Below are 25,503 nucleotides of genomic sequence, written 5' to 3'. Positions count from 1 at the left end.
TTCTGGTGTCAGTGGGCGTTCGTAGGGTGGGTGAGTGGTGAAAGTTCCGTGGGACAGACTGGCGGCCGAGAGCCCGAAGGTGTCCGAGGCACTGGTGACGATGCTGGTGCTGCGTCTGCGCGAGAGAGCGCGGGCGGTCGACGGCAGCGGCGGGGACGGCGGCCGGGACCTGTTCGAGGACACGGAGGACGATGAACTCGTCGTCTACGAGGCGAAGTCGTTCACCGGCCGCATGACCGCGGTCCGGCGGCGGCAGGTGGTGGGCTCGCTGGTGTCGGCGGCCCGCCACCAGCCCGACCACTGGGACCTCCTGGTGCCGATCGACCACAACCCCGCCGAACTGCTGTGGTTCGAGGGGCTACGCGAACAGTTCCCGTTCGTACGGCACTGGCGCGGGCGCAGCTGGCTGGACGAAAAGTTCGCCGCCTATCCCGATCTGGTGCGCTACGCGCTGCAGGAGTCCAGCGACTACATCCTGGATCGGGTCGCCGAGGCGCGCGCCGAGCGGGACGTGCTGCTGGGCGGGCTGCCCGACTATCTCGAGCGGGCGAGCGCGCTGCATGCGCGGGCCCAGGAGATCTCCCCGCACTACGCGCTGCACACGACGCTGGGCGCGGACGGGCAGACGGTCGTACACCTGACGCCCAAGGGGCCCACCCCCGACGGTCAGACGGCGATCCGCTTCACCGGCCGCGTCCGCTTCATCGCCGGCGATGAACAGGAGGCCGCGCGGCGGCGCCAGTTCGAGGAGACCATGCGCTTCGGCGGCGAGGTGGAACTGACGGCGGACAACCTCGCCGAGACGCGTCTGGCCGGGCCCGCAGGTCTCGGCCTGGATCAGCTCACGCTCGCCAGCATGCGCATCACCTCGCCACGCCAAGAGGTGACACCGCCGCTGCGCGGCCGGGTCATCGTCCAGCAGCCCTCCGGCTTCCCGGTCGCCTCCCTGTCCGTGGACTTCACGCACCGTGTCCTCGGCACGGACGGCGGGACCCTATACGGAAGCGACATGACCGGCCTGATGCGGGTACAGGTACGCTTCCACCGTCGCGATCTCTCCGGCCAGCTCAAATTCTCCTTCGTGCCGCCCGAGACCACGATGCCGACAGCCCTAGTGCCGGTGCTGCAACTGATCGCCAAAAGCCGCCCTGGCCGCTTCATGGCGCTCGTCTTCGCCGGGGACACCAGCGACGGGCTGCGCGCCCCGATCACCACCGGCATGACCCCGCCCGGCTGGGAGGCGGGCGAAGCCCGGTTCTGGGCCGACGCGTACGACGACCTGGCCCGGCTGCAGAACAGGACCAACCAGTTCTTCCCCGTCCCCGACAACTTCACCCGACAGGACGTGCGCGAGGTCAAGGAGATCCACTCGCTGCTCGACGGGGAAGAGATCGTTCTGCGGGGCGAGACCGTGTCCGTGGAGGTGATCAGCGCCGAGGGCCTCGACCAGCTAGCTGACATCCGCGGCGGGATGTTCCGTCTCACCGCCGGATACGAGTCCATGCTCTTCACCATCGGCGACCACCAGATCGACCTCGGCCCCTGCACCGAGACCTACACCATGGACAAGATCCTCAACATGAAGGAGGCCCGGCGCGAGCTCGCCGAGCAGGGGCACGCCAAGGTGATCATGCGCCTGGCCGAGCGCTTCCCGGCCGTGCGCTACCTCGGCGACAAACGGCCGGAGTAGTCGGGGTGTTTTGCCTGCAGTCCAGGCCGCGGGGCTCGGCGCGCAGCGGACTCGCAGGGCGCGGGTTCCTAACCGTCTTACCCGCGGAGGTGTTGAGCTCGGGCGCGATGCGGTGGACGAAGTCGTACCGACAGCGGCCGCCATCGTCGCCTGCGCTTGCTCGCCCTTACGGCGGTCCATGGCCTCGTCCGCGGCGCCGCCGGCGCCCTGGGCGCGAGTACGACCGAGTGGATCATCTGGTGGATAGAGCAGCGCTGACCCCACGCATCAGCTGATCCCGTCTTGCACCGCTGCTGGCGGCCCTGGTTTCGGAGCCGTCGGCGGCACGGTGGGAAGGTCCCGGTGCCTGCGCTGGGTCCACTGCGCGCGTGGTCGCGCACTCCGGCGCGCCTCGACACACCGTGCAGGCGATGCCCACGCACGCGTAGGCTCCGGCGGCATGGCCGCCGACAGCATGGTTCAGCTCGTCTCCTACCTCACCGCGCAGCAGCCGTACGAGATCGTGGGCACGCCGGAGAGCGAGTGGGTCGACTTCAAGAGCGTCCCACCCCAGGGGCCCTACGACCTGAGCACCGACAGGGGCAAGTTCGAACTCGCCAAGGACGTCGCCGCGTTCTCCAACGCCGGCGGCGGTCTGCTCGTGTGCGGCTTCAAGGCGAAGAAGAAGCAGACCGAGCTCCACGAGGTCGCCGAGAAGGTGACGCCCTTCGACAAGAGGCTGGTCGACAGCACGAAGTACAAGGACATCATCACCGAGTACGTACGTCCGCTGCTGAAGGTGAAGTTCTTCTGGTACGACCACCCCGAAGACGACCTGGAGGCATCCGGGCACTACTTCGTGATCGAGGTGCCTGCTCTTCCCGAGGCCGACCGGTGGGCGGTGGTCACTCGCGGCATCACTGACGACGGCCAGTTCATCAAGAACAGCTGGACGGTCCCGATCCGCAACGGCGACACCACCGTCTTCCTCCCGCAGGACGAGGTGTACCGGCTCCTCAACGACGGCCTGCGCGCGCGGCGCGGGACCAAGCCCGCCATGTCTGCGCGGGCCGCGGACCGGCCGGGAGCCCGGGAAGCCCTGCGCGCCGCCCTGGGCATGGCGGAGACACCGGTGCTCTTCTTCCAGAGTGTCCCCGACCATCCGCGCGGCCTCCTTCCCGGTATGTACGCCGACGGCGGCCTGCGGGACGTACTGAGCAACCAGGACACGCTCCGCAACGCCGACGCCTTCAACTGGGCCTCGCAGCACACGCGCCCGGAGCCCCGCGAGGGCGGTCTGCTTCTGACCATGTCCGCCCGCGGCGGGCTGCTGATCGATGCGGACGGAGGGGTCACCGGCGCCGCCGCGGCCACTCCGGATATGTTGGGCTGGGCAATGGAGTACTACTCCGGCGACGGGGCACGCAGGATCAGTGTGTTCGTGCTGACCGAGATCACGCTGGAGTACTTCCGCCTGGTCGACCTGCAGGTGATGCCGCTGGTGGACAGCACCTGGACACACCGGATCGTCGCTTCGGACTTCACCCAGGCGCCGGCACGCATCCTCGCCCCCGGGGATGACCCCGCCTTCCCCCGGCGAGGGGCCCCACAGCCAGCCACAAGCAACGACTGGAACCACAGTTGGCAGGCCCTGGGCGACCCAGAACGCGACGCCTACCAGGCCCTGCGGCACATCTACGCACTCTTCGGCCTCGATGTCACCACCAACCCGTTCACCGACGAAGGCCGCGTGATCACGGCGAGACTGCAGGAGAGAAGGCAGTAGACCTCTGCCCCCTCCCGGCGGTAGCTGGGGCACCGCCGGGAGGGGGCAGGGGCGTAAGTTGCTGCGCTTTTGGCTCCTGAACCCGCCCCCCTTGCCGCATGGCGAGCTGATGTGTCAGTGGTGTGCAGAGCGCAGGTACATCGGCAGGACGGTGCGCATGAGTTGTTCGCCGCGGGTGGTGATGGTGTCGAAGTGGGTGCGGCTCATGGCGGCGAAGTCGGTCGGGTAGGTGGCTACTGCGCTGCGGGGGACGAGGTCGGCGGGCGGTGCAGGCAGGCGGTCGTCCTTCATGCCGAGGTAGGCCAGGGCGAAGCCGTCGATGCGTCCGCTGGCGGCCCATTCGTGCAGGCGGGAGCGGGCGGAGTCCTGGGCTTTGCGGTGCACGGTGGCGAAGGAGCGGTTCAGGCGGCCGGCTATGAAGTGAGGTGCTTTCAGAGCCAGTTCGCCCAGTCCCGCGTCGCAGGCGATGATGAAGGGCACGTCGTAGACGTGTTGGGTGTGGTGTGGTGAGCGGCCGGGTTCGAGGACGGACAGGCCGAGGTTGTCGTAGACGCCGCCGTCGGTGAGCAGCACGGTGTGCTGCTGCTGGCCCCCGTCGCGGTGCTGGAAGGTAAAGGTGCGCTCCAAGGCCGGCAGGAGGGCGGGGTAGGCGGCGGAGGCGGCCACGGCGGTGGCGACGTGGATGGGTTCGGCGATGGTGCCGTAGCGGGAGCAGCCGCTGCGGGCACTGCCGAAACGGACGGCGTTGGTGGTGGCCAGATCTGTAGCGGTCAGGACCACGTCCAAGCCGGGGTGGGTGACGTCGGCCATGGTGGCGGTGGCGAAGGCCTTACGGGCCAGGACGGCGGCCAGGGCGTCGGTACGGTTGGCTGGGCGGGCGACGCTTACGTCGGTGGTGCGGGTGAACAGGTGACGCGCCCCTGCACGAGCGGCCAGAGTGAGGTTGCGTACGGCCGCGGTGGGTTTGAATGCCTGCCGTGCGATGTCGAGTTGCAGGCCGGAGCGCAGCAGGCTGGTGGTGTGGGCGTCGAAGTCGGCGAAGTCTCGCGGGCCGTAGGCCCATAGGGCGGCGAGCAGGGAGCCGCCCGAGATGCCGGAGACGACGCGGATGCGGTCGAGGAGATCGCGGTCGTTGAGGGCGCGCAGACAGCCGAGGTGAAAGGCGGCTGCGCGTGAACCTCCGCCGGACAGGGCGAGGCCGAGGGTGCGGGTCATGGGCGGGCGTCGTCCGATCGGCGTGGTGCGGGCAGGGGGCTGTCTGCAGCGGTGGGCCGGGTGGCGTAGCCGCCGGGCCACCAGAGGGCGGAGCCTGGGCTGCCGGATGGCGCCGTCGCGGCCGGTGGGATGGTGGCCGTGGTGGTGCGGGTGGCGAGGCGGGCGTAGAGGTCGGGCCCGTCTCCGGTGGTGAGCCACTTCTGCCAGACGGGTTGTGGTCCGCCGGCGATGAGGACGAGGGCGCGGGCGGGGGCATCGTCGAGGGGCAGGGTCAGGAGTTCCATGGCCGTTAGGTCGGTGGGGCTGGGTTGGGCTGGGGAGTGGGGGTGGGTGTGCCACAGGCCGAGGAAGCGGCTGGTGTTGCCGGTCGCGGTGCGGCGGGCGGCGAGGTGGCGGGTGACGCCGTCCAGGCCGTGCTGGAAGTAGGTCTCGGCCAGCAGGGAGTCCGGGGGCGGTCCGGTGGCCTCGTCGACGTGGATAATGCCGGTGGCGTCGTCGATGGTGCCCAGCAGCATGCCGCCGGTTTCGACGAAGGGGCCGCGGACGCGGGCGCCGCGACGGGCTTCGGCGCGCATCTCGGCGAGGGCGGCGGGGGCGATGCGGATGTCGTAGCCAGTGGCGTCGTCGGTGACGATCGTGTCGTTGGGCCAGGTCAGCCAGCGCGGTCCGGCGGGCTGGGGATCGATGGGGCTGCTCGGGGCGCGGACAGTGAGCGCGGCCATGGTGTGACGGTCGGCGGGGGCGTTGAGTGCGTGAAGGATGCCGGTCATGAGCTGTCCGGCCAGGGCGGTGACATCGGCGGCCGAGCCGGTGAAAGTGGCGTCCGAGCAGCCGGGTTCGGGCTGGAAGAGCTCGGTGCGGGGTTCGGTGGGGAAGAAATCCTCGACCATGTCGGCCAGGGCCCGGGTGGGGTCCGTGCGGGCGGTCAGGGCGGTGCGGCGCAGCACGTCGGTGCCGCCGCCGGTGGCCGAGGGGGGTGAGAGTGCAGCGATGCCGCGGGTGGCCTGGTGGCCGATCATGACGGTGGCCAGGTGCGGCCAGGCAGTCGGGTCGGTGCGGCGGGCGCGTTCGAGGTAGGCCCGCACGACACGGTTAGCGGTGCAGTCCAGGATCAGGTCGAAGGAGTGCACGTCGAGGGCGGAAAAGCGGCGGGTGATGTCGGCGACGACGGGCTCGATGCGGGTGGCGTGGGGGTCGATCTGGTTGAGGCGGGCGGCGAGGACGTCAGCCTTGGGGTAGCCGATGTCGGCGTCGATGTAGGGCTGGCGGGCGTGGATGCCGGGGTGTACGAGGGCTTGGTCGACGACGGTGATATGGGCGGCGCCGGCGCGGGCGCAGATGTCGGCGGCGGGGGCGCCGAGAGCGCCGGCGCCCAGGACGAGGATGCGTTTGTGGTACAACCAGGCTGCCGGAGTGTGGTGGTCGCGGCGGACGGTGACCTCGGGGCGGGCTTCATACAGGGGGATCCACTGGGTGGTGAGGGTGTCGAGCCATTCCTCGCCGATCTGCATGAGTTCGTCGCCGAGTTCGGGCAGTTGGCGGTCGACGTAAGCGGTGACGGCGAGGCGGGTGAGTTTCTCGGCGAAATCTGGCAGGTGCCAGGCCACCAGGTGGGTGCGGCGGGGGCCGTGGCCGGTAGTGCCTCGAGAGGGGGTGCCCAGCAGCAGGTGGACCGGGGCGGGCAGATGCGGTGTGCCGCCCGGCCCGGTCTGGTCGGTGGTGGTGCGCAGGCGGCGGTTGTGGTTGGCGGCGATTCCGATAAGGCCGAGGACCATGCGTGCGGTGATGCGGCCGCGGGCGAGTGCGGTAATGAGCGCCTGGGCGGTGTCGGGGTATTCGAAGGTCAGGTGGTCTGCGGTGATCACGGCCGGGGCGAGGAACACCTTGGCGTCCTCGGGAAGTTGAGCGGCGGCGCGGGCGTCGGCGAGGGTGTGGGGCCAGGGTTGGCCGAAGGGGAGCCAGCCGACCACGTCGCTGCGGTCGGCGTTGACGTGGTGCAGGAGGGCTGCGCCCAGCCATGGCTCGTCGTCCTCGGCGGCGGGCGCGTTGCGGCGGACGACGAGCAGGCCGTCCGCGTAGTCGCCGACCGCGTGAGGCGGGTGCAGCGGCTCGCCGGGGGCATCGAGTTCTCCGGCCGCGGCCGCCTTGAACCAGTCCAGCAGGCGGGTGATGAACCCGTACATGCCGTCGGCCGGGTCCCACTCGGTCGCCGTGGAGCGGTACAGGCACGGGAAGCGGGCCCAGACAACGTGCGGGGCCCCGGCGAAGCGGCTGTGCCGGGTGTACACCATCGGTGTCTCGAAGGGGAAGTCCGGCGGGATGTAGAGCGTGACGGGTTCTTCGCTGCGCAGTCGCAGGCCGTCTTCCGCACGGGGCAGACCGGCGCATCCGACGCTGATGCGCGCCTCCACGAAACCCTTGAGGGCTGTGGGTGCTGTGTCCACATGGGCGAGGAATACCCCACCGCGGTCGGAGCTGGCGATCTGCCGGAGTTGCTCGAGGGCGAGGTGCTGGCCGGACGTGACGGCCATGGTGGTGCGGTCACTCACGCGTCACCGAATCCCAGGGGCGTGGCGGGTGCGGCTTTGTCTCCGCGGGCCTGCTCGACGGCGCTGCGCGCGGCGGCGGCCGCCCGCGGGGAGGGAAGCGCGGCGGTGGCGGTGAAGGCCGCGGCCGGGAAGCGGGTGGTGCCCAGCGCGGCCAGCATCCGTCGTCCGCCGCCCGCGGCCTTCATGACCAGGGACTTGTTCTCCAGCACGGCCACGTCGACGAGTTCAAACCCGAAGAGCGGGTCCAAGGCGAGGACCACCGGCCGGGGCTCGTCCTGGGTGGGGTACTCCCCCGTGCACAGCACTGGCAGCGCGGTGATCTCCTCGTAGGCGTCACGGGCCAACAGATGGGGCGGATTGTGTCCCTTCTCGTCCTGGTCCCGGAAGGGCCGCGAACTGGCGATCACCCGCGCGTCCGCACTGGCGTAGGTCTCGAACTGGTCGAGGATGTCCTGCTTGCGCTCCTCCTCGCCGTCCTCGCCCTTGGCGTACATGACCTTCTTCGAGCAGTGGTGCGGGGAGAGCAGCACGTCCCACTCCACCCGGTCGGTGTTGCCGAAGTACTCGCTGTTGTCGAAGATCTTCTTGATCGTGGGGTAGGCGAGGTCGCCGAGCAGGAGCAGCCGGCCCGTCGTGCCGGTGCCGGTGTGCATGCGGATCTGCAGGGCAAGGGAGGTCTCGTTGCGCTCGCCAGCGCAGTCGCCTTTGAAAGGGGCGTGGACGAACGCCTCGAACGTCTCCGACAGGTCGTTGCCGTCGATCATCGTGATCGTCTTACCGGGGAAGGTGAAGTACTCGTCTGGTAGCTCGTTGTAGGAGTGCTGGTCGCGGTCGTCGTCGTAGCCGATGATCCGTACCCGGTTGCCGCTGGCGGGCTCCTCACCGTTCTCGAGAGCCTCCAGGGTGGCGGCGACGCGGCGCTCGACCTCGTCCTGGAAGAGTTGGGCGTCCTGACACATGGTCTTGTCCTCGGAGATCTCCCGCCACAGCCGTGGCGTTGCCCAGATCTCCCCGATCAGGATGTCGCTGTCCAGCAGGTCACCGAACCCGCAGCAGTGGTCTAGGTCGGCGTGGGTCAGGGCGAATACCGCCAGATAGGGGGTCTCACCGCCCAGCCAGTCGGGACGCGGCAGGGTCTCCGCCAGCCGGTCGATGACCGCGGCGACCACCGCTCCCTTCTCGTCGGCCTGCTTCATGTCGCGCAGGTCGACCTGCAGGACCAAGTCGCCGCCGAGCACGATCGTGGTGGAGTCGCCCGTTCCGACCGGCCAGAACACCACCCCACGCTCGGGAAGTTCCGTCTCGACCATGCCCTGCCTCTTCGCTCGATATTGATCAACTAGCAGGAAACCCGCACAAGTTCTCCCTGTCTTCACATCTACCATGCGCCACTGACAATCGGCCTCACCAGGCATTTCACGCATCAATACGACCAATGTCAGGGGCCTTTACCGTCACCTAGACACGACCCCACACACGAGTGGGCAGGCCGTGGACCATGCTCGCAACGTGGCCGCTTGCTACGTCGTGGGGCGGGGGGCGCCCGCCAGCAGCGTGCCGAGGGGGTGGTGCGGCGTAGGACGATCGCGATGATGCGGCCGGAGGCCCCGGCAGGCTCGTTCTCTCGCCGACCTGCCTCAGTCTGGATCAGCGCCCAACACACGTTCTGAAGCGTGACGGTTGAGAAGCAACCTGGCTTCCGTCCGTCTCCTTCTCAGGCGTCGAGGTCGACGTAGGTGTAGGCGGCCCAGTCGGAGTGTCAACGTTCAGGTCGGCCGCGGTTGAGCCGGGCTTGGCCTCAGCCTCGGCCGCCTGGGCCTTACTGACCTGCTCGCCCCCATAAGCCGTCCGCCGCGTCCTGAGCACCGCTCGACTTCCCTCGATCTCCCGTCACCATGCGTGGTCGCGCGGTAACATCACGGCGCCACGAGGGGGAGGCCATGACACCGCAAGGTCCGGGCGGGTCCGACGCGGGGGATCCGGAGGAGGCGGAGCGCGCACTGCGGCAGGCCGAGGCACGAGGCATGGGCGGCGCCAGGCTCGCGGACCTCCTCGACCGGTCCGCCGCCGCGCACCGGCGCCGCTTCTGGAACTCCGGCGACACTCGGGACCTGCACCAGGCGGTGGACAACTACCGGCAGGCCGTGCGCGCCGACCCCGCCCGACGGGCCGTGTGGTCCAACGAGTTGGCGGTCACCCTGACCGATCTGTACGACGTCACCGGCACCGACGACGACCTCGCCGCGGCGCGGCGGGCGGCCGAGGAGGCGACGGCCGCCGCCGAGGAGGGCTCACCCCAGTGGGCGCGGTGTGCGGCGACGCTCGTGCTGTGCCTGTGGGACCTGTACGACGCCACCGGTTCGCTCACCGACCTCGACATGGCGATCGACCTCGGCAGCCGGGCCTCGGCCGCGCTGCCCCGCACGGACCGAGCGTGGGCGCGGGTGCGCAGCAACGTCGGAATGCTCCGGATGGACCGCTACGAAAGGCTTGGCGCTGCCGACGACCTGCATGGGGCGGTACGGCTCGCCGGGGAGGCTGTCGAGGGCGCGCACCCGGAAGACCCGGAGCTGGGTGGCTGGCTGAACAACCTCGGTAATGCGCTGCTGACCCGCCACGGCACCCAGTTCCCCGACGGTGCCGCGCCGCGCCCCGGCGAGCGGATCGAGCTCACCGACCTGGACGCGGCGATCGCGGCGTATCGCAGGGCCATCGAGGTCTCCGAGTGGAAGGTCGCGGGGCGGGCCACCTTCCTGTCCAACCTGGGCAACGCGCTGACCGACCGCGTCGAGGCGCTGCGGCTGGGCGAGTCGCCCGTGAGTGGTGAACCCGAGCTGCGCGAGGCGGTGCGGGTGCTCACGGAGGCCATCGACCTCACCCCGTCGACGGCCCCGTACCGGGCGAGCAGACTGAACGTCCTCGGCGAGACCCTGCGGGCGCTGTCTGAGGAGACCGGCTCGGCCGACGACGTCGACGCGGCGCGCACCGCGCTGCGGCAGGCGTGTGCGAGCGGCCTGGCCGTCGCCCCGGAGATGACGGTGGACGCGGCGCACAACTGGATCCGGTGGGCGGTGCAGCGCTCGGCCTGGGACGAGGTGAGCGAGGCCGACGGCCATCTGCTGCGGGCCGCGGAGGCCCTGCACCGGGCGCAGTCGCTGCGCCGCCACCGAGAGGCATGGCTGCTCGCGTACCGCGGGCTCGCGCAGGAGGGCGCCTTCGCGCTGGCCAGACAGGGCAGGCCGGAGGCCGCCGTGGTCCGCCTCGAACGTGGGCGCGCGGTACTGCTGAGCGAGGAACTCGGTCTGGTCCCGGCCCTGTTGGACCGCCTGCCCGCAACTCTGCGGGACCGGTACTCCGACGCCGTCCGCCGGATCCGAGAGATGCTGCGGAACGCGGGCTGAGCGTTCGGCGACCACCGCAGGGACCCGGGCAGCGGATACGGCAACGGCGGCCGGGGTATTCCTCATCAGGGTCCGTGGGGGCGGGCCAAGATGAGGGGGTGGTCCGTCGTGGAACAGGGTCTGATCGCCCGAACCTTCAGTCCGTACACATGGCGGGCAAGGATCCGCCCGGTGCTGATCGCGGCGCTGCCGCCGGCCCTGCCTGTGGTGGTGCTGGTGCCGGACTGGTCGGCCGCGCGCCGAGTGTGGGCGCTTGCGCTGGTGTGCGGACTGCCGCTGCTGCTGGGGCAGTTCAGCCGGACCCGTGGGCGGCGGCTGGAGCCGGCGCTGTTCGAGCGGTGGGGCGGCAAGCCGTCGGTACAGCTACTGCGGTGGCGGGGCCCGACGGGGGCTGCGCACCTGACGTATCTGCACGCCCGTATCGAGCAGATCGCGGGACCGTCGCTGCAGCTGCCGTCAGCCGCGGAGGAGCGGTCCGACCCGGAGGGCGCCGACGCCGTCTACGAGGTCGCGGGCACGGTGCTGCGGACCCGTGCGCGGATGCTTCCGGGCAGTGAGCTGGTGGCGGAGGAGAACCGCGAGTACGGCTTTCGTCGCAACGCGCTGGGGTTGCGGCCGCTGGCCCTGGGCTCGGGGGTCGTCGGTCTGCTCGGGGCGGTGCTGTACGCGGTGGTGGGCTGGCCGCCGGCCGGTTCCTCGAAGCCCTTGGTGTCGGTGCCGCTGGTGCTCGCGGACGTGGCGCTGCTGTTGTTCTGGCTCCGGACGGTGCGGCCCGCCTGGGTGGAGGAGGCGGCGTGGACGTACGCCCGCCGCCTCATCGAGACGGCGGGGCTGCCCGATCTGGAGTCCCGGCCGTCGTAGCCGCCGTCAGCCGGTCGCAAGTGCGGGGTGCAGGACCGTGTCGCCGTTGCAGTACAGGGCGTAGAGCAGGCCTAGCGGATTGTGGTGGACGACGGCGAAGTGCTCCCGGGTGGCACGGACCGCCTCGCCCATCGCCTCGCCGGCCAAGAACCGGTCGAAGAAGGCTGTCGCCCAGGCCGCAGCGAACGGTGCGGGTGTGTCCGCCTCGGTGCCGAGCACGCCCCGGGAACGTTCGAGGAAATAGGTGAGGAAACTCGTCGTGGACGACGAAGAGGTGAAGGCGGTACCGCACGCGTTCAGCACGACGATGGGCAGCCCGGGCAGTGCACCGCCGTAGTCGTGGAGGGTGCGCAGGAGGATGCCGCCGTGGGCGTCCTCCACGGCAAGCCTGGCGGAGGCCGGTCCGCCGTCCTCGGGGTCGTGGGCGACGGCATGGCAGTAGAGGTAGAGGATCTCGGCGGGGTCTCCGTCACCGCGCAGGGCCTTCAGGACGGTGTCCTGCTGGTCGTGGACGGTGAGGCGTGCCAGCCCTCGGTTTAGGTAGCCGCGCCAGTACGTCTCCTGTCCCAGCACCAGATCGCGTTCGCCGTCCTGGTCGATGCTCCGGTTGAGACCGAGCGTGACGCCGAGGCCCGGCCGGGTATCGATGGCCACCTCCGTGACGCCGCCGCCAGCGTCGGCGCAGAGGGGAATGCAGTCGACCTGATGGCGCAGGCCCAGGATGTGCCGGAAGTCAGCTTTGCGTATGTCCTCGACGGGGCACATGAGATGCCAGGGCAGCAAAGGCCGTTCGGTGATGAACTGCACGCTGCGCGGCGCGGACTCGGCGAGGTAGTCCTGGATCTTCCGCCCCACGGCCTGCAGTTGGGCGTCCGCATGGTCGAAGAACAGCGCGCGGAACATGCGGACGCCAGCCTCGGCGAGCAGCGTGGTGTACTTCTTGTAGGCGTCCGGCGACAGTTCGAGCCCCTCCACGGCGCCGCCCTCGGCGAGCGGCCCCCACTCGGTGGCCAGCATGCGCAGAGGTTCACGGGCATCGCGGGCCACGGCGTCGAGGTGGGTCTCCTTCTTGCTCACGCGCGCCCGGTACGCGTGGCCGATGCCGCCAGACACGACGATCTCGTAACTGTGTCCGTCGGCAGCCGGCCACAGTTGCACGGACAGCCCGCGGTCCCGCTCCCTGCCCACCGCGGCCCGGGACAGGCCGCGGGCCCTCGTGCGCACCGCCAACTCGCCCGCGTTGACGAGCATCGAGTGCACATAGGTGTTGCCGTGGAGGAACACCGCGTGGAGCTGGGCAGTGCCGGGCCTGAGCGGAGTCACCCGGAAGCAGGCCCGGTCGGGCGAGGGTCCCTCCTGGGGCACGGCAAGCGTGTCGGAGAGGGGCTCCACCACAGCATCGGCGCTGTAGACCCGTACGGTCAGGACCACGGGCCAGGCGTCCGGCTCGTCCAGATGCCCAAGGGGCGCCGCGACGGCTGTGTCCCGCGGGGTGTCGGCAAGGTCGAAGGCCAGCACCCACGCGCCCGGCACACTCGGGTCGCCGGGCTCGGCCACGGCGTTGATCCACCGGCCGGACGGGCCCGGCGGTTCGTCCGGCAGCAGAACGCCCGCCCGCAGGGCGAGCCGCCGGGCGGGGCGGCTGCCGGTCGCCTCCTCCTCCGTGTCCGCTGCGCGGTCGGTGGGGATGGTCTTGCCGATCAGAGCCGGGGCGAGCCGCCTTTTGACCTCGGCGTGGCCGAGCAGCAGCCGTAGCAGGGCCAGGGCGCGGCGCTCGTACTCCGGCGGCGGTGCCGTCGCCAGTTCCTCCACGGCGGTCAGCAGCCGGGGACGCAGTTCGGTCCAGTCCTCACCCACCAGGACCGGCAACTCATGCCAAAGGTCGATGAGTTCGATGAGAGCGGGGTCGGGGTTCACTGTGCCCTCTCCGGATCGGTGTGCGTGCGGGTCGCCCGGCCGGGTGCCACCGTCAGGTCGGCGCCCGGCCGATCCTCGGGCGGGTGGACGGATCGGAAGCCCCGCTCGGCGGCGAGTTCGGTGCAGGCGTACTCGGTGGTGCTGGGTGAGAGGTAGTTGAACCACAGCACGGGGTCCTGGTACCGCCGTGCGATCCGGGCGACGGCTCGCCGGTCAGGGTGGCCGAAGCGGGCGCCGCTGGTGGAGAACAGCCAGTGGTGGCAGTCCAGTCGGGCGAGGAGTTGCGGGCTGAGGTTGCGGCTGCTGCCGTGGTGCGGCACCTTGCACAGGTCCACCCTGTATGGCTGTCCCCACGGAGTGGTGTCCAGGCGGCGCAGAGCGTCGCACAGGGTCTCGGCGTGCGCGTCGGCGCCGAACAACACACGGGCGCCGTCGTACTCGGCGAGGAAGGCGATGCTCGACCGGTTCGGCACGGACTCGTCGCGTACGTAGGGGCGCAGCGCCAATTCCTCCCAGGCCACGCCGGCGTCGCCGCCGCTCAGGACGTCGGGAAGCGAGGGCGTCTCGGGGGCGAGTCGTTGGCGTTCGGTCTCCTCCACCCACCGCGTCCAGTTCCGGCTCAGGTCCAGTAGGGCGCTCCGCTGCGGGGACAGCAGAGTGAGCCGCAGCCCCGAGACATTGAATTCGGGCAGCTCCCCGCCGACTGGGACGGCGACGGCACGCCCGTTGAACCTCGTGTTCCAGGGCTGGTCCACCAACAGCCGGGAGAAGGTGTCGGCCTGGGCATGGCTGAGGACGTCGCCGAGGATCTGCCGGTCGCCGTTGAACCACACCTCGTTCGCGGTGAAGCCCTCCGGCGGATCGCGGAACAGGGGAATCAGCCCGCCGATGTGGTCGGCGTCGAGATGGGTGCACACCACGAGATCGAAAGTGCGCTCGGCGACCGGTTGTCTGCGGAACCGGGCGGCGAGACCCTCGGGCAGCCGGCCGCCGCGGCCCCCGCGACCGCCGTCGACAAGCATGCGGCGGGTGCGTCCTTCGTACGTCCACTCCACCCAGAGGCAGTCGCCCTCATGGGCGGGCAGCGCTTCGACTCTGATCACGTGCGGCCCATCACGCCCCGAAGTGGCCGAAGCCGGCCCAGGAGTGGAGGTCAGCGAAGGAGCGCTCGTCGTCCTCTTGGAACTCCAGCGCCAGCAAGAGACCTTCGGTAGTCTCGTCGTCCGGCAGCCAGGCTTCGCCGGCGGCGAGGGCCTGCTGGAGGAAAGCGAACCGTTCGCCGTTGGGTACGTCGCGCAACCAGACCTGGGCGTCACGCAGCGCTGTGGCAGGGTGACCGTCCTCGGTGCGCCAACGCCGGTAGAAGTCAGTCATGAGGAGCGCAGCCGGCACGTCGGGCAGCGACCACATGGCGGCGACGACTCCGGCGACGCCCGCCTGGAGCAGGCCGCCGGGCAGCGACACCACTTCGTCCGGCAGGACGGTGCCCGGCAGATACGACTCGCAGGCGGACAGGACGGCCAGGCGGAGCGTCAGCCGCAGCGCCAGCAGGTCGCGCAGCCGCAGTTCGTCCGTGCCGGCCAGCAGCAGTCCGCTCTCCAGCGGGGTGAGCAGATCGGCCTGCCCGTGACAGGCGAAGTGCGCGGCGTCGGCGTCGGCGAGGGCGTCGCGAGCCGCGGCAGCGTGGGCGGCCGTACCGCGCAGTACAGTCGTACGGCCCGGGAACCCGGCCGCCGCCGCGCGGGCCTCCTGCTCGGCCGAACCCAGGAGCGGCCGCCCGGCCGGGTTCACGACGACGGCCAGCCGCTCGACGGAGCCCCCGACCCGTGCGCGGGCCGAGGTCAGAGAACGGGCGTTGGGCACGTAGCTGAGGACGAGGTCGTCGAGGGCGTACCGGCGTCCGGAGGGCGCGGCCGGGTCCTCGGTCCAGGCCGCGTGCAGGGGCAGCAGTCCGAGCAGACCGCCGGCCACCAGGACGGCCCCGTCGGAGGCGCGCAGGGTCTCGCAGACTGGGCCCATGAGGTCGTCCCAGAGCCACTTCGTCGTCGTCTCCAGGGACTTCTCCCACTGGGTCAGCCGTCCTGTGCGGTCGGCCGCGTACGCCTTGTGGGCGTCGTCGTGGGCGCGCGCCCGGGTGCGCACCGCTTCGGCGGTCAGGGTGGGCAGGTCCACCTGGCGTACGTCGTGGTTGTGCACGACGAGGGCGACTCCGCCGCGTTCGGCCGCTGAGAGGTACACCAGCGGCTGCTCCTCGGCGGCGCGGTAGACGTCCTCTTCGGTCGGTTCGGGCAGGAAGTCCTCGAACCCGTCGAGCTGCCGGATCTCCTCCACGACGGCGTCGAGTTCGCGCCTGGCCGCGCGGATCTCCTCGAAGCTGTCCACCCCATCACCCCCAGCACCGTCGGCTCCTTCGCCGATCCGGTGGAACTCAGCGTAGATGAACGCTCACACTGGGGAGGCGAGTCGACCATCCGAGAGGAAGTGCCCGTGACCGACGGCCGGGCCGAGACGGCGTACCGGGCACGTGACCGGTATGCCGAGACGGGTGATGTGGAGGCGGCCCGCGAGGCCGTAGAACTGCTGCGGGTGTTGGCGCGGGAGGAGCATGTCGCGGCGCATGTGGAGGAGTTGGGTGGTGCACTGCTCGATCTCTTCGAGGCGGAAGGTGAGTTCGCGGTGCTCGCCGAGGCGCTGGAGGCGCACGAGGAGCATGTGCGGCTTGTCCGGGACGCCGACTCGCTCAACAACCTGGGCAACTGCCTGCGCGTCTGTCACGACGAGACGGGGGACGAGCATCTGCTGGAACGGGCGCGGGAGGTGCTGGAGGCGGCTGCCGAGTTGTCCCCGGGGGATGCCACGGTCCTTGACAACCTCGGTCTCGTCCTGACGGACCTGTACGACGCCGAGGGCGAACCCGCGTTGCTCGACCGCGCCCTGGAACTGCACACGCGTGCCGTGCTGTACGGCGCCGCCGAGGATCCCAACCACCTGCTGCACGTGGCGAATCTGGCCTCCGCCCACATGCACCGCTACGACCGTGCCGGCGACCCGGCCGATCTCGACGCCTGGGCCGAGGGCTGCGCACGGGCGGTGGCGCTTACGCCCGCCGGATCCCCGAACCTGCCGCTGCGGCAGGCCAATCTGGCCCTCGCCCTGCTGGAGCGCCACGCCCGCCACGGCTCACCCGCCGATCTGGCCGACGCCGTGCACGCCGCCCGGCGGGCCCACGACACGAGTCCCGTCGGCGCGGCCGACCGGCCCCGGCAGGCCGGTGTCCTCGCCAACGCGCTGATCCGGAGGTACCACGAGGAAGGCGACCCAGGCGACATGGACGAGGCGACCGTCTTGCTGCGCGCCGCCACCGCGGAACGGTCCCAGGGCCACTCTGGTTCGCCGCATCTGTGGAACAACCTCGCCCGCACCCTCCTGGAGCGTTACGAACGTGACGCGGACCCGGCCGAGTTGGAGGAGGCTATCGAGGCGGCCGAGCACGCGGTGGGCCTGCTCGGCGGACCCGAACCGCTGCTGCCGCTCTGTCTGGACACGCTCGGCACGGCATTCACCGCGCGCTATCTGCACCACGGCGACGAGGAGGACCTGGAGCGGGCAGTAACCTGTCTGGAGAGCTGCGCCGAGCTGACCGACGAGGCGGCCCCGGACCTGCCCGGCAGGCTGACCGCTCTGGCGATCGCGCTGGCGTACCGCTACGAGCGCACCTGGGAGATAGCCGATCTCGACCGTTCCGTCGGCCTGTTCGACACGGTCGCCGAGCTGCGCCCCGAGCGTCCCGGTCCCGCAGAGCTCAACAACCGTGCGCGCGGCAGGATTCGGCGCCACCAACGTACCGGGGACCCCGAGGACCTGGCGTTCGCCCTAGACCAGCTGGAAGCTCTAGTGGCGACCACGTCCGAACGGGACCCCGGTCTCCCGCTGTACCTGGAGAACCTGGCCGAGGCCCTGCGGTTGCGGCACGAGTCCACCGGGGCGGCCGACGACCTGGGGCGGGCCGTGGCGGCGCTGCGCCAGGCCCTGCGGCTGCTGCCGCCGCGCGCCTCCCGGCGGCCGGACACGCTGGGCGGTCTGGGCAACGCGCTACTCGACAGGTTCGGCGCGACGGGCTCGGTTGTGGACCTCGACGAGGCGGTCGCCCTGCACCGCGAGGCACTCGCCGCGCTCCCCGCGGGCGCTCCGGGCCGCGCCGGCGCCCTCAACGACCTGGCGAACGCCGTGCGGGAGCGCTATCAGCACCTCGACGCGCCGCACGACCTGGACGAGGCGATCGCCCTGCTGCGGGAGGCGGTCGCCCTGGCCGGTCGCACGACACCTGACCGGCCGGTGTTCCTCGACAACCTCGGCAACGCCCTCATGGACCGCTACGAACGCGACGCCGACCTGGACGACCTCGACACGGGTCTCGCCGCCCATGCCGAGGCCTTGGAGCTGCTGCCCGCGTCAGCGCCGGAACGCGGCCGGATCGCCGCCAACGCCGGGGGCGCGCTGTGGCGCCGCTGGCGGCTGAGCGGCGGGCGGGAGGACCTGAACGAGGCGATCTCCCTGCTGCGGGAGGCGGTCGACGCGACGCCCTCGACGTCCCCGAACCGTCCACTGCGGCTGAACAACCTCGGCTGCTTCCTGCGCGACCTGCACGGCCTGACCGGGGCGGAGGACGACCGGCTGGCCGCTGCGGCAGCGCTGGAGGAGGCGTGCCGGTCGGGGGCGGAGCGCGCACCGCGCTGGGCCCTGGAGGCGGCGCGCAACTGGGGGAGCTGGGCCACGGCACGTGAGGCGTGGCCGGAAGCGGCTGGCGCCTACCGGTTCGGTCTCGACGCACTGCGCACGGTGTACCGCGGCCAGGGGATACGCCCGCACCGGGAGAGCTGGCTGAAAATCGCCGACCGGCTGCCCGCGGACGCGGCCGAGGCGTATCTGCGCGCCGGTGACATCCCAGGTGCCGTACGGGCCCTGGAGGCGGGCCGGGCAGTGCTGCTCAGTGAAGCGCTGCTGACCGGGGACACCGCTCTCGAACGACTGACGGCCGCAGGACACGGCGCGGTGGCCGACCGCTACCGCCGTCTCGTGGACCGGCTCGCCCGGCTGGAGAACCCGCTCGACGACACCCGGTCGCACAACGGTCACACGCCCGCGGTGAGCCGGACGCCCACGACGAGTCGGCCGGACGCGGTGGGCCGGACTGCTGCTCTCATGCAGGGGCTTCGTGACTGGCGTCTGGAACGGCTGGTGGACCGCTTCCTGTCCTGCGCAGACTGGGAGGGCGCCGAACGGCTGGTGGCCTCGCGGCCGCGCCTGACCGGGGACGAGGCCCTGGCCCTGCTCGCCTCCTGGGAGGACAAGGCGCGGTCCGACGCCGACCACACCACTGCGGACACCTACGAGTACCACCGCCTGCTCCTTGAGCGGTGCCGAGACGAGGGCCCTGCCCGGGTGTTCGGCGAACTGACGGCGGACGACCCCGCGCAGGAGCGGTGGGAGAAGCTGGTGGAGGCCGCCCGGGACGCACTGGACCGAGCGGCCGAGTCCGGACACCGTACCGACCTCGACACCGCCGTGGACCACTGCGAGCGGGCCGCCGACCGCTGTGTCACCGCTCCACAGCGCGCGGTGGCATACGGCCACCTCGGTGTCGCCCTGCTGCGGCGCGCCGACCGCGTGGGCTCGGTGGAGGACGTGGGCCGTGCCGTCGGCCTCCTCGACACCGTGTACGCGCTGACCCCGCCGAGCACCCCCGAACGGCTCGTCGCGGTCACCAACTTGGCCTGGGCGCTCGAACTGCAGCATCGGGTCAACCGGCACCCCGCGTCCCTGGACCGGGCGGCGGAGCTGCTGCACCGCGTGATCGAGCGCGAGCAGCCCGCGGATCCCGACGGCCCGTGGCCGTCCGGCGCACGCGACGCCGACATGCTGACCAGTCTCGCGTCCGTGCTGCGCACCCGGTATTTCGCCACCGGCTCCCCCGCCGATCTGGCCGACGCCGTCGTGTGGTTCGAGCGGGCGGTACAACACGACGGCCGGTCCGCGCGGGCATTGGGCAACCTCGGGGTGGCCCTGTCCGAGTTCTTCGGGTGCACCGGCTCCGTCCGGGATCTGCACCGTGCGGAGGAGTATCTACGGGAGTCGCTCGACGGGACGGACGCCCGCTCACCCGAACGCCCGGCCCGGCTCGCGCACTTGGCTTCGGTGCTCGCCGACCGTTACGTCCAGGAAGGCAGGGACACGCTGGACGAGGCCGTGGCGCTGTACACCGAGGCCGAGCGGGCCGCGCCGCCGGGATCGCCGGAGCACGCGGCCCACAGCAGCGGGCTGGGCACCGTCCTGCTGGCCCGGCATGAACGCCACGGCGACCTGGCCGATCTGCAAGAGGCAGTGCGCGCTCACGAGCGGGCGGCGACCGCACCGGGCCCCGAACAGGACGACAAGGCGCTGTACTTGGATCAGTGGGGGACGAGTCTTCGGCTGAGCGCCCGCCGTCTCGACGACGTGGCCGAGGCGCACTGGGCGGTCAGGCTGCACGAGCGGGCCGTGGCCCTGACCGGCGACGGCTCGCCCGATCTACCCCTGCGCCAGGGCAACCTCGCCGCGGCGCTGCGGCTGCACGCCGAACTGACCGGGGACCGCGCCTCCTTGGAGCGGTCGGTGAAGGTCCACGAGCAGGTCCGGCGGACAGTCGGCGAGAAGTCCCCGTACACGGCCGCGGTGCTGACCAACCACGCCACGGCACTGCGCGCCTCGGCGCGGCGGACCGGACAGCGGGCGCCGCTCGACGAGGCGATCGTGACACTGCGCCGCGCCGTCCGCGCCACTGCACCCGACGCTCCCGAACGGGCTGGCATAATCAGCGAGTTGGGTCACGCCCTCGCCGACCGCGGACAGTCTGGGGACGTCGCGGAGGCCGTGCGTGCCTACCGGGAGAGTTGCCGACTCGCCGACGCGGACAACGTACCTGTGCGGCTGGTAGCCGGACGCGCCTGGGGTGCCTGGGCGACGCGCCGGGAGGCCCACGAAGAAGCCGCAGAAGCATTCGACCACGCGGTCGACGCCGTCGACCTGCTCGCCCGGACACAACTGACCCGCCCCGCTGCGGAGATCTGGCTGGCGCGGGCGACCGAGGTGGCCGCGGAGGCCGCGCACGCCCACGCGGCGGCGGGCGCCCCCGCGCAGGCGGCCCTGCGCCTCGAACGCGGCAGGGCCCGTCTCCTGACCGCCGCGCTGCGCACCGCCGACACCGATTTGCGGCGGCTGCGCGGCACCGCCCCCGACCTGGCCGAACGCTTCCGGCGCGCGGCGGCCCGGCTACACGGCCTGGAGCACGCCGCCCCGCCACGCGCCCCGGAACACGGCAGCTCGCCGCCCGCGCCCTGACCGGCCGCCGCAGCAAAGCCAAGTCCACCTGCCGCCCTTGGACTCGGGCAACGCCGCTGGACGGGCGGTTCGGGTCGACGTTCCGGATCTGCGAGTCGGCGAGGACCTTCAGGAAGTCGGCTTCGACGTCGGTGGACTTGTGCAGCGGCCATCCGCCGATGATGCCGCACACCTCTGACAGCCCAGCAATACTCGGGACAACCGGCACTGGCCGGCCGTTGTGCTGCACCGCGTCGGGGCAACGCCAGGAAGCCTGATCCGGGGCGCTACTGCATTTGTGCTGCCGTCGGGAATACTCGGTCCATGCCGCTCACCCGTGACATCGCCCAGACCGACTACTCGGTGGTGGCGGAGCTGCTGCACTCGAACAATCTGGGAGGCGACAGGTTCTACGACCCCGAGGGCTTGGACGTCATCGTGGCCGAGCTCCACGGATCCATCGTCGGGGTCGCCGAGTTCCGGCTCCACTGCGACTTGGCGAAGGCCGGGAAGCCCATCCTGGCGAGCAGACATTCGTCTTGACCCTGGCCGTCTCCGATACCGATCGTCGCACTGGGGTCGGCCGAGCACTTGTCACCGAGATAGCCCATCGGACCCAAAAAGTCGGCGACACGTTCCTGGCCCTGGTCCCCCAGGACGGCGACGATGCAGCCGACCGACAGGCTTTCTTCCATGCCTGCGGGCTCATGCTCTACGGATACGACAGACCAGGGGCAGCATGGGGCTGCCCGGTCTCACAGCTCCTCGTAAGGGGTGCTCGGGTCCTTCCTCAAGCGCCGAGGCAGACGTAGGAGATATAAGGTGTAGGCGCCCCAGTCGGAGTCAAGTTCGCTGATGATGTCGTCCTAGTAGGGCTTGGTCAGGTCCGTATCAGTGTGGGTATGTCGCGGTGGCAGGTGGGGCAGGCGCCGGCCCAGGCGGCGAGGAGTGTCTGGAGTTCTTGGACGACTTGGTAGAGGCTCAGACCTGCGCCACGTCTTTTGGGTCTCGTGCCAGTCGTTGCAGCGTGCAAAAGGCATGGGCGGCCGATACGAGGGTGACGTGGTGATGCCAGCCACCCCAGGTGCGGCCTTCGAAGTGGGCCAGGCCCAGAGCCTGTTTCATCTCCCGGTAGTCGTGTTCGATGCGCCAGCGCAGCTTGACCAGCCGGACCAGGGTCGCCAGCGGCATGCCGGAGGGCAGGCTGGAGAGCCAGAACTGCACGGGTTCGGCTTCAGTGGCCGGCCACTCGGCCAGCAGCCAGCGTTCGGGCAGCTCAGGACCGTCGGTGGCCTGGCGGACGCCGCGTCCGGCCGGGCGGATGCGCAGAGCCACGAACCGCGAGTAGATGCGTTTGAAGCCGCTGATTCCTTTGCCAGGGCGGGAGCCTTCTCGCCAGGACACCGGTCTCGCGGCCGTCCTCCCGGCCGCGATGACCAGGTCTTTCACGGTCTGCGCAGGCTCGGGATACTGCAACTGCGGTGGCCGGCCGGTGCCCGCGTAAGCGGGCTGGACGGGCCGGGCGTCGGCCGGGTGGGCGGTGTGACGGGAGGAAATGCCCACCGCGTAGGGCAGGTTGCGTTCTTCCAGGCCGTGGCGGAAGGCGGCGGCATCGCCGTATCCGGCGTCTGCGACGACCAGGGGAATGTCGATGCCCCACGACCTGCTCTCGTCGATCATGTCCAGGGCCAGCTGCCACTTCTCCACGTGCCCCACCTGGTCGGGGATGCCGCAGCGACTGCGGCGGGCGACCTTGACCGCATCGGCCTCCGGCGAGGCCGGATCCCACGAAGCGGGCAGGAACAGCCGCCAGTTCACCGCGGCCGAGGCGTGATCCCGGGCCAGGTGCAGCGACACCCCGACCTGGCATTTGGTGACCTTGCCCGCGGTGCCGGTGTACTGCCGCGACACACACGCCGAGGCGTCCCCGTCGTTCAAAAAGCCGGTGTCGTCGACGATCAATGCCTCCGGACCGATCGCCTCGTGCATCCTCCAGGCCAGCCGGGCCCGGACATGGGCCGGTTCCCACGGGCTGGAGGTGATGTAGTGCGCCAGCGCCTGACGGTTGCCGTCCTCACCCAGGCGTGCCGCCATCGGCTCCACCGACTTACGCCGGCCGTCCAAAAGCAGTCCCCGCACATACGCCTGCCCCCACCGCCGCTGATCCACACGGAAGAACCCGTCGAACAACTCCGCCGCGAACGCCTCCAGATCCTCCCGGACCCCAGCCATCTCCTCAGGTGTCACACCATTCCAACGACGCTCGCGAGCAGTAGACACGCATGCACGAGTGAAGATGACCAAGCCCTACTAGTAGGGCTTGGTCAGGTCCGTATCAGTGTGGGTATGTCGCGGTGGCAGGTGGGGCAGGCGCCGGCCCAGGCGGCGAGGAGTGTCTGGAGTTCTTGGACGACTTGGTAGAGGCTCAGACCTGCGCCACGTCTTTTGGGTCTCGTGCCAGTCGTTGCAGCGTGCAAAAGGCATGGGCGGCCGATACGAGGGTGACGTGGTGATGCCAGCCACCCCAGGTGCGGCCTTCGAAGTGGGCCAGGCCCAGAGCCTGTTTCATCTCCCGGTAGTCGTGTTCGATGCGCCAGCGCAGCTTGACCAGCCGGACCAGGGTCGCCAGCGGCATGCCGGAGGGCAGGCTGGAGAGCCAGAACTGCACGGGTTCGGCTTCAGTGGCCGGCCACTCGGCCAGCAGCCAGCGTTCGGGCAGCTCAGGACCGTCGGTGGCCTGGCGGACGCCGCGTCCGGCCGGGCGGATGCGCAGAGCCACGAACCGCGAGTAGATGCGTTTGAAGCCGCTGATTCCTTTGCCAGGGCGGGAGCCTTCTCGCCAGGACACCGGTCTCGCGGCCGTCCTCCCGGCCGCGATGACCAGGTCTTTCACGGTCTGCGCAGGCTCGGGATACTGCAACTGCGGTGGCCGGCCGGTGCCCGCGTAAGCGGGCTGGACGGGCCGGGCGTCGGCCGGGTGGGCGGTGTGACGGGAGGAAATGCCCACCGCGTAGGGCAGGTTGCGTTCTTCCAGGCCGTGGCGGAAGGCGGCGGCATCGCCGTATCCGGCGTCTGCGACGACCAGGGGAATGTCGATGCCCCACGACCTGCTCTCGTCGATCATGTCCAGGGCCAGCTGCCACTTCTCCACGTGCCCCACCTGGTCGGGGATGCCGCAGCGACTGCGGCGGGCGACCTTGACCGCATCGGCCTCCGGCGAGGCCGGATCCCACGAAGCGGGCAGGAACAGCCGCCAGTTCACCGCGGCCGAGGCGTGATCCCGGGCCAGGTGCAGCGACACCCCGACCTGGCATTTGGTGACCTTGCCCGCGGTGCCGGTGTACTGCCGCGACACACACGCCGAGGCGTCCCCGTCCTTCAAAAAGCCGGTGTCGTCGACGATCAATGCCTCCGGACCGATCGCCTCGTGCATCCTCCAGGCCAGCCGGGCCCGGACATGGGCCGGATCCCACGGGCTGGAGGTGATGAAGTGCGCCAGCGCCTGACGGTTGCCGTCCTCACCCAGGCGTGCCGCCATCGGCTCCACCGACTTACGCCGGCCGTCCAAAAGCAGTCCCCGCACATACGCCTGCCCCCACCGCCGCTGATCCACACGGAAGAACCCGTCGAACAACTCCGCCGCGAACGCCTCCAGATCCTCCCGGACCCCAGCCATCTCCTCAGGTGTCACACCATTCCAACGACGCTCGCGAGCAGTAGACACGCATGCACGAGTGAAGATGACCAAGCCCTACTAGGGTCTGTCGTCAAATGTCACGCCCACATCAGCAGGGCTGCGAGGGTGACGGCTGCTTGGTAGGACTCGGCGGTCTTGTCGTAGCGGGTGGCGATGCCGCGCCACTGCTTGAGGCGGTTGAAGCACCGCTCGACGACGTTGCGCCGTTTGTAGACCTGCTTGTCGAAGGCCGGCGGACGGCCGCCACGGCTGCCGCGCCGGAGCCGGTTGCGGATCTGGTCGGACCGTTCCGGGATGGTGTGCGGGATGTTCGCCGCCGTAGCCAGCCACGTATGGCTTTGGAGCTGTAGCCCTTGTCGCCGATGACGTGGTCGGGGCGGACCCGGGGCCGTCCAGGCCCCAGCCGGGGCACCCGGATCGCCTTCATCACGGCGGTGAACTGCGTGCAGTCGTTGGTGTTCCCGCCGGTGACGGTGAAGGCGAGCGGTCGCCCCACAGCGTCGCAGGCCAGGTGGATCTTGCTGGTCAGGCCGCCTCTGGACCGGCCGAGTCCCGGGGTGCGGAGCCCCCTCGTGGCGGAGTAGTCCTGGAAGTCGGTGGTCAGCAGGATCACGGGCACGCCGCGGGCCGCGGCGTAGCCGATCTCCGTGCAGACGCCGTCGTCGGGGCTGGGTCCGTGGACGATGGCGATCAGGGCGCGGATGCGGCGCAGGCGCTCCCGGTCGAGTTCGAGGAGCCGCCGGCCTTTGACGTCGGCGACGAGGTCCTCCTCGTCGGTGTCGCAGAAGGGCAGGAAGACGTGGTCTTCGCCGAGCTTGCGGGCGCGGTGGTGGGCCAGCAGAGCGGCGAGGGCGCGGTCGTGGGCCGCGAAGAGACGGTGGGCGACGTCATAGGGGTGTGCGGGCAGGCCGGGACGGACGGCCCGTCGGGGGAATCCGGGCCGTCCGTCGGGCTTCCCGGGGTGTTCCGGGAAGCGGGCACCGTGCACCGGCCCTTGGGCACGGTGGGCGGTGGCTCGGGGCCGCGGCGGTCTTCGTGGCGGTCGTGGTGGT

The 25,503-nt window shown here is 70.7% G+C and carries 14 protein-coding genes and 2 pseudogenes; 6 read left to right on the top strand and 10 right to left on the bottom strand.

What is annotated here, in order from left to right; translation table 11 throughout:
* Positions 1 to 34: 34 nt before the first annotated feature.
* Together AB0G63_RS30930 and AB0G63_RS30925 are read left to right on the top strand one after the other, a co-directional pair.
* Entirely contained in the window at positions 35 to 1,690 is a 1,656-nt protein-coding gene (locus AB0G63_RS30930) for a hypothetical protein (protein ID WP_360756941.1), read from the top strand.
* Positions 1,691 to 2,129: 439 nt separating this feature from the next.
* A complete protein-coding gene (locus AB0G63_RS30925) occupies positions 2,130 to 3,455 on the top strand; it encodes an ATP-binding protein (RefSeq protein ID WP_360756939.1) in 1,326 nt (441 codons plus the stop codon).
* 114 nt (positions 3,456 to 3,569) lie between these two features.
* Here the strand turns inward: AB0G63_RS30925 and AB0G63_RS30920 are convergent, their stop codons facing one another.
* The 3 genes from AB0G63_RS30920 to AB0G63_RS30910 are packed head-to-tail and all read right to left on the bottom strand — an operon-like array spanning position 3,570 to position 8,529.
* Positions 3,570 to 4,670 carry a patatin-like phospholipase family protein gene (locus tag AB0G63_RS30920; RefSeq protein ID WP_360756936.1) on the bottom strand — a complete coding sequence of 367 codons (1,101 nt, stop codon included), beginning with the start codon at positions 4,668 to 4,670 and terminating at the stop codon, positions 3,570 to 3,572.
* Positions 4,667 to 7,219 carry a ThiF family adenylyltransferase gene (locus AB0G63_RS30915; RefSeq protein ID WP_360756933.1) on the bottom strand — a complete coding sequence of 851 codons (2,553 nt, stop codon included), beginning with the start codon at positions 7,217 to 7,219 and terminating at the stop codon, positions 4,667 to 4,669. Before AB0G63_RS30915 ends, AB0G63_RS30920 begins: the two co-directional genes overlap by 4 nt.
* Positions 7,216 to 8,529 carry a hypothetical protein gene (locus AB0G63_RS30910; RefSeq protein WP_360756931.1) on the bottom strand — a complete coding sequence of 438 codons (1,314 nt, stop codon included), beginning with the start codon at positions 8,527 to 8,529 and terminating at the stop codon, positions 7,216 to 7,218. The genes AB0G63_RS30915 and AB0G63_RS30910 overlap by 4 nt, the downstream gene beginning before the upstream one ends.
* A 630-nt stretch (positions 8,530 to 9,159) precedes the next feature.
* Here AB0G63_RS30910 and AB0G63_RS30905 point away from each other — a divergent pair.
* Together AB0G63_RS30905 and AB0G63_RS30900 are read left to right on the top strand one after the other, a co-directional pair.
* The gene (locus tag AB0G63_RS30905; protein WP_360756928.1) at positions 9,160 to 10,620 is read left to right on the top strand and encodes a hypothetical protein; all 1,461 of its coding nucleotides are present in this window, start codon (positions 9,160 to 9,162) and stop codon (positions 10,618 to 10,620) included.
* 171 nt (positions 10,621 to 10,791) lie between these two features.
* A complete protein-coding gene (locus AB0G63_RS30900) occupies positions 10,792 to 11,481 on the top strand; it encodes a hypothetical protein (protein ID WP_360756925.1) in 690 nt (229 codons plus the stop codon).
* 6 nt (positions 11,482 to 11,487) lie between these two features.
* On the opposite strand, the gene AB0G63_RS30895 is transcribed toward AB0G63_RS30900, so the two are convergent.
* The 3 genes from AB0G63_RS30895 to AB0G63_RS30885 are packed head-to-tail and all read right to left on the bottom strand — an operon-like array spanning position 11,488 to position 15,780.
* Entirely contained in the window at positions 11,488 to 13,398 is a 1,911-nt protein-coding gene (locus AB0G63_RS30895; protein WP_360756922.1) for a CHAT domain-containing protein, read from the bottom strand.
* Positions 13,395 to 14,501, bottom strand: coding sequence for an MBL fold metallo-hydrolase (locus AB0G63_RS30890; protein ID WP_360756920.1), 1,107 nt, complete (start codon positions 14,499 to 14,501; stop codon positions 13,395 to 13,397). The genes AB0G63_RS30895 and AB0G63_RS30890 overlap by 4 nt, the downstream gene beginning before the upstream one ends.
* A gap of 10 nt (positions 14,502 to 14,511) precedes the next feature.
* Positions 14,512 to 15,780: a CHAT domain-containing protein gene (locus tag AB0G63_RS30885; protein WP_360756917.1), complete on the bottom strand. Its 1,269-nt coding sequence runs from the start codon at positions 15,778 to 15,780 to the stop codon at positions 14,512 to 14,514.
* A gap of 105 nt (positions 15,781 to 15,885) precedes the next feature.
* Here AB0G63_RS30885 and AB0G63_RS30880 point away from each other — a divergent pair, with 105 nt between their 5' ends.
* Both AB0G63_RS30880 and AB0G63_RS30875 read left to right on the top strand, forming a co-directional pair.
* Positions 15,886 to 20,775 carry a hypothetical protein gene (locus AB0G63_RS30880; protein ID WP_360756914.1) on the top strand — a complete coding sequence of 1,630 codons (4,890 nt, stop codon included), beginning with the start codon at positions 15,886 to 15,888 and terminating at the stop codon, positions 20,773 to 20,775.
* Between the two features lie 303 nt (positions 20,776 to 21,078).
* Positions 21,079 to 21,297 (top strand): hypothetical protein, encoded by a 219-nt coding sequence (locus AB0G63_RS30875; protein ID WP_360756912.1) that lies wholly within the window; start codon positions 21,079 to 21,081, stop codon positions 21,295 to 21,297.
* Between the two features lie 438 nt (positions 21,298 to 21,735).
* Here the strand turns inward: AB0G63_RS30875 and AB0G63_RS30870 are convergent, their stop codons facing one another.
* The 4 genes and pseudogenes from AB0G63_RS30870 to AB0G63_RS30855 form a co-directional block, all read right to left on the bottom strand.
* Positions 21,736 to 22,986 carry an IS701 family transposase gene (locus AB0G63_RS30870; RefSeq protein ID WP_360756964.1) on the bottom strand — a complete coding sequence of 417 codons (1,251 nt, stop codon included), beginning with the start codon at positions 22,984 to 22,986 and terminating at the stop codon, positions 21,736 to 21,738.
* Positions 22,987 to 23,179: 193 nt separating this feature from the next.
* Positions 23,180 to 24,430, bottom strand: coding sequence for an IS701 family transposase (locus AB0G63_RS30865; RefSeq protein ID WP_360756961.1), 1,251 nt, complete (start codon positions 24,428 to 24,430; stop codon positions 23,180 to 23,182).
* Between the two features lie 98 nt (positions 24,431 to 24,528).
* Positions 24,529 to 25,001: pseudogene (locus tag AB0G63_RS30860) on the bottom strand (IS5 family transposase); the annotation flags it as partial.
* Between the two features lie 27 nt (positions 25,002 to 25,028).
* A pseudogene (locus tag AB0G63_RS30855) lies at positions 25,029 to 25,439 on the bottom strand (nucleoside 2-deoxyribosyltransferase); the annotation flags it as partial.
* Positions 25,440 to 25,503: the final 64 nt, after the last annotated feature.

The organism is Streptomyces sp. NPDC020996 (genome assembly GCF_040641355.1).
Taxonomy (GTDB): domain Bacteria; phylum Actinomycetota; class Actinomycetes; order Streptomycetales; family Streptomycetaceae; genus Streptomyces.
This window is presented reverse-complemented; position numbering and strand designations above follow the sequence as displayed.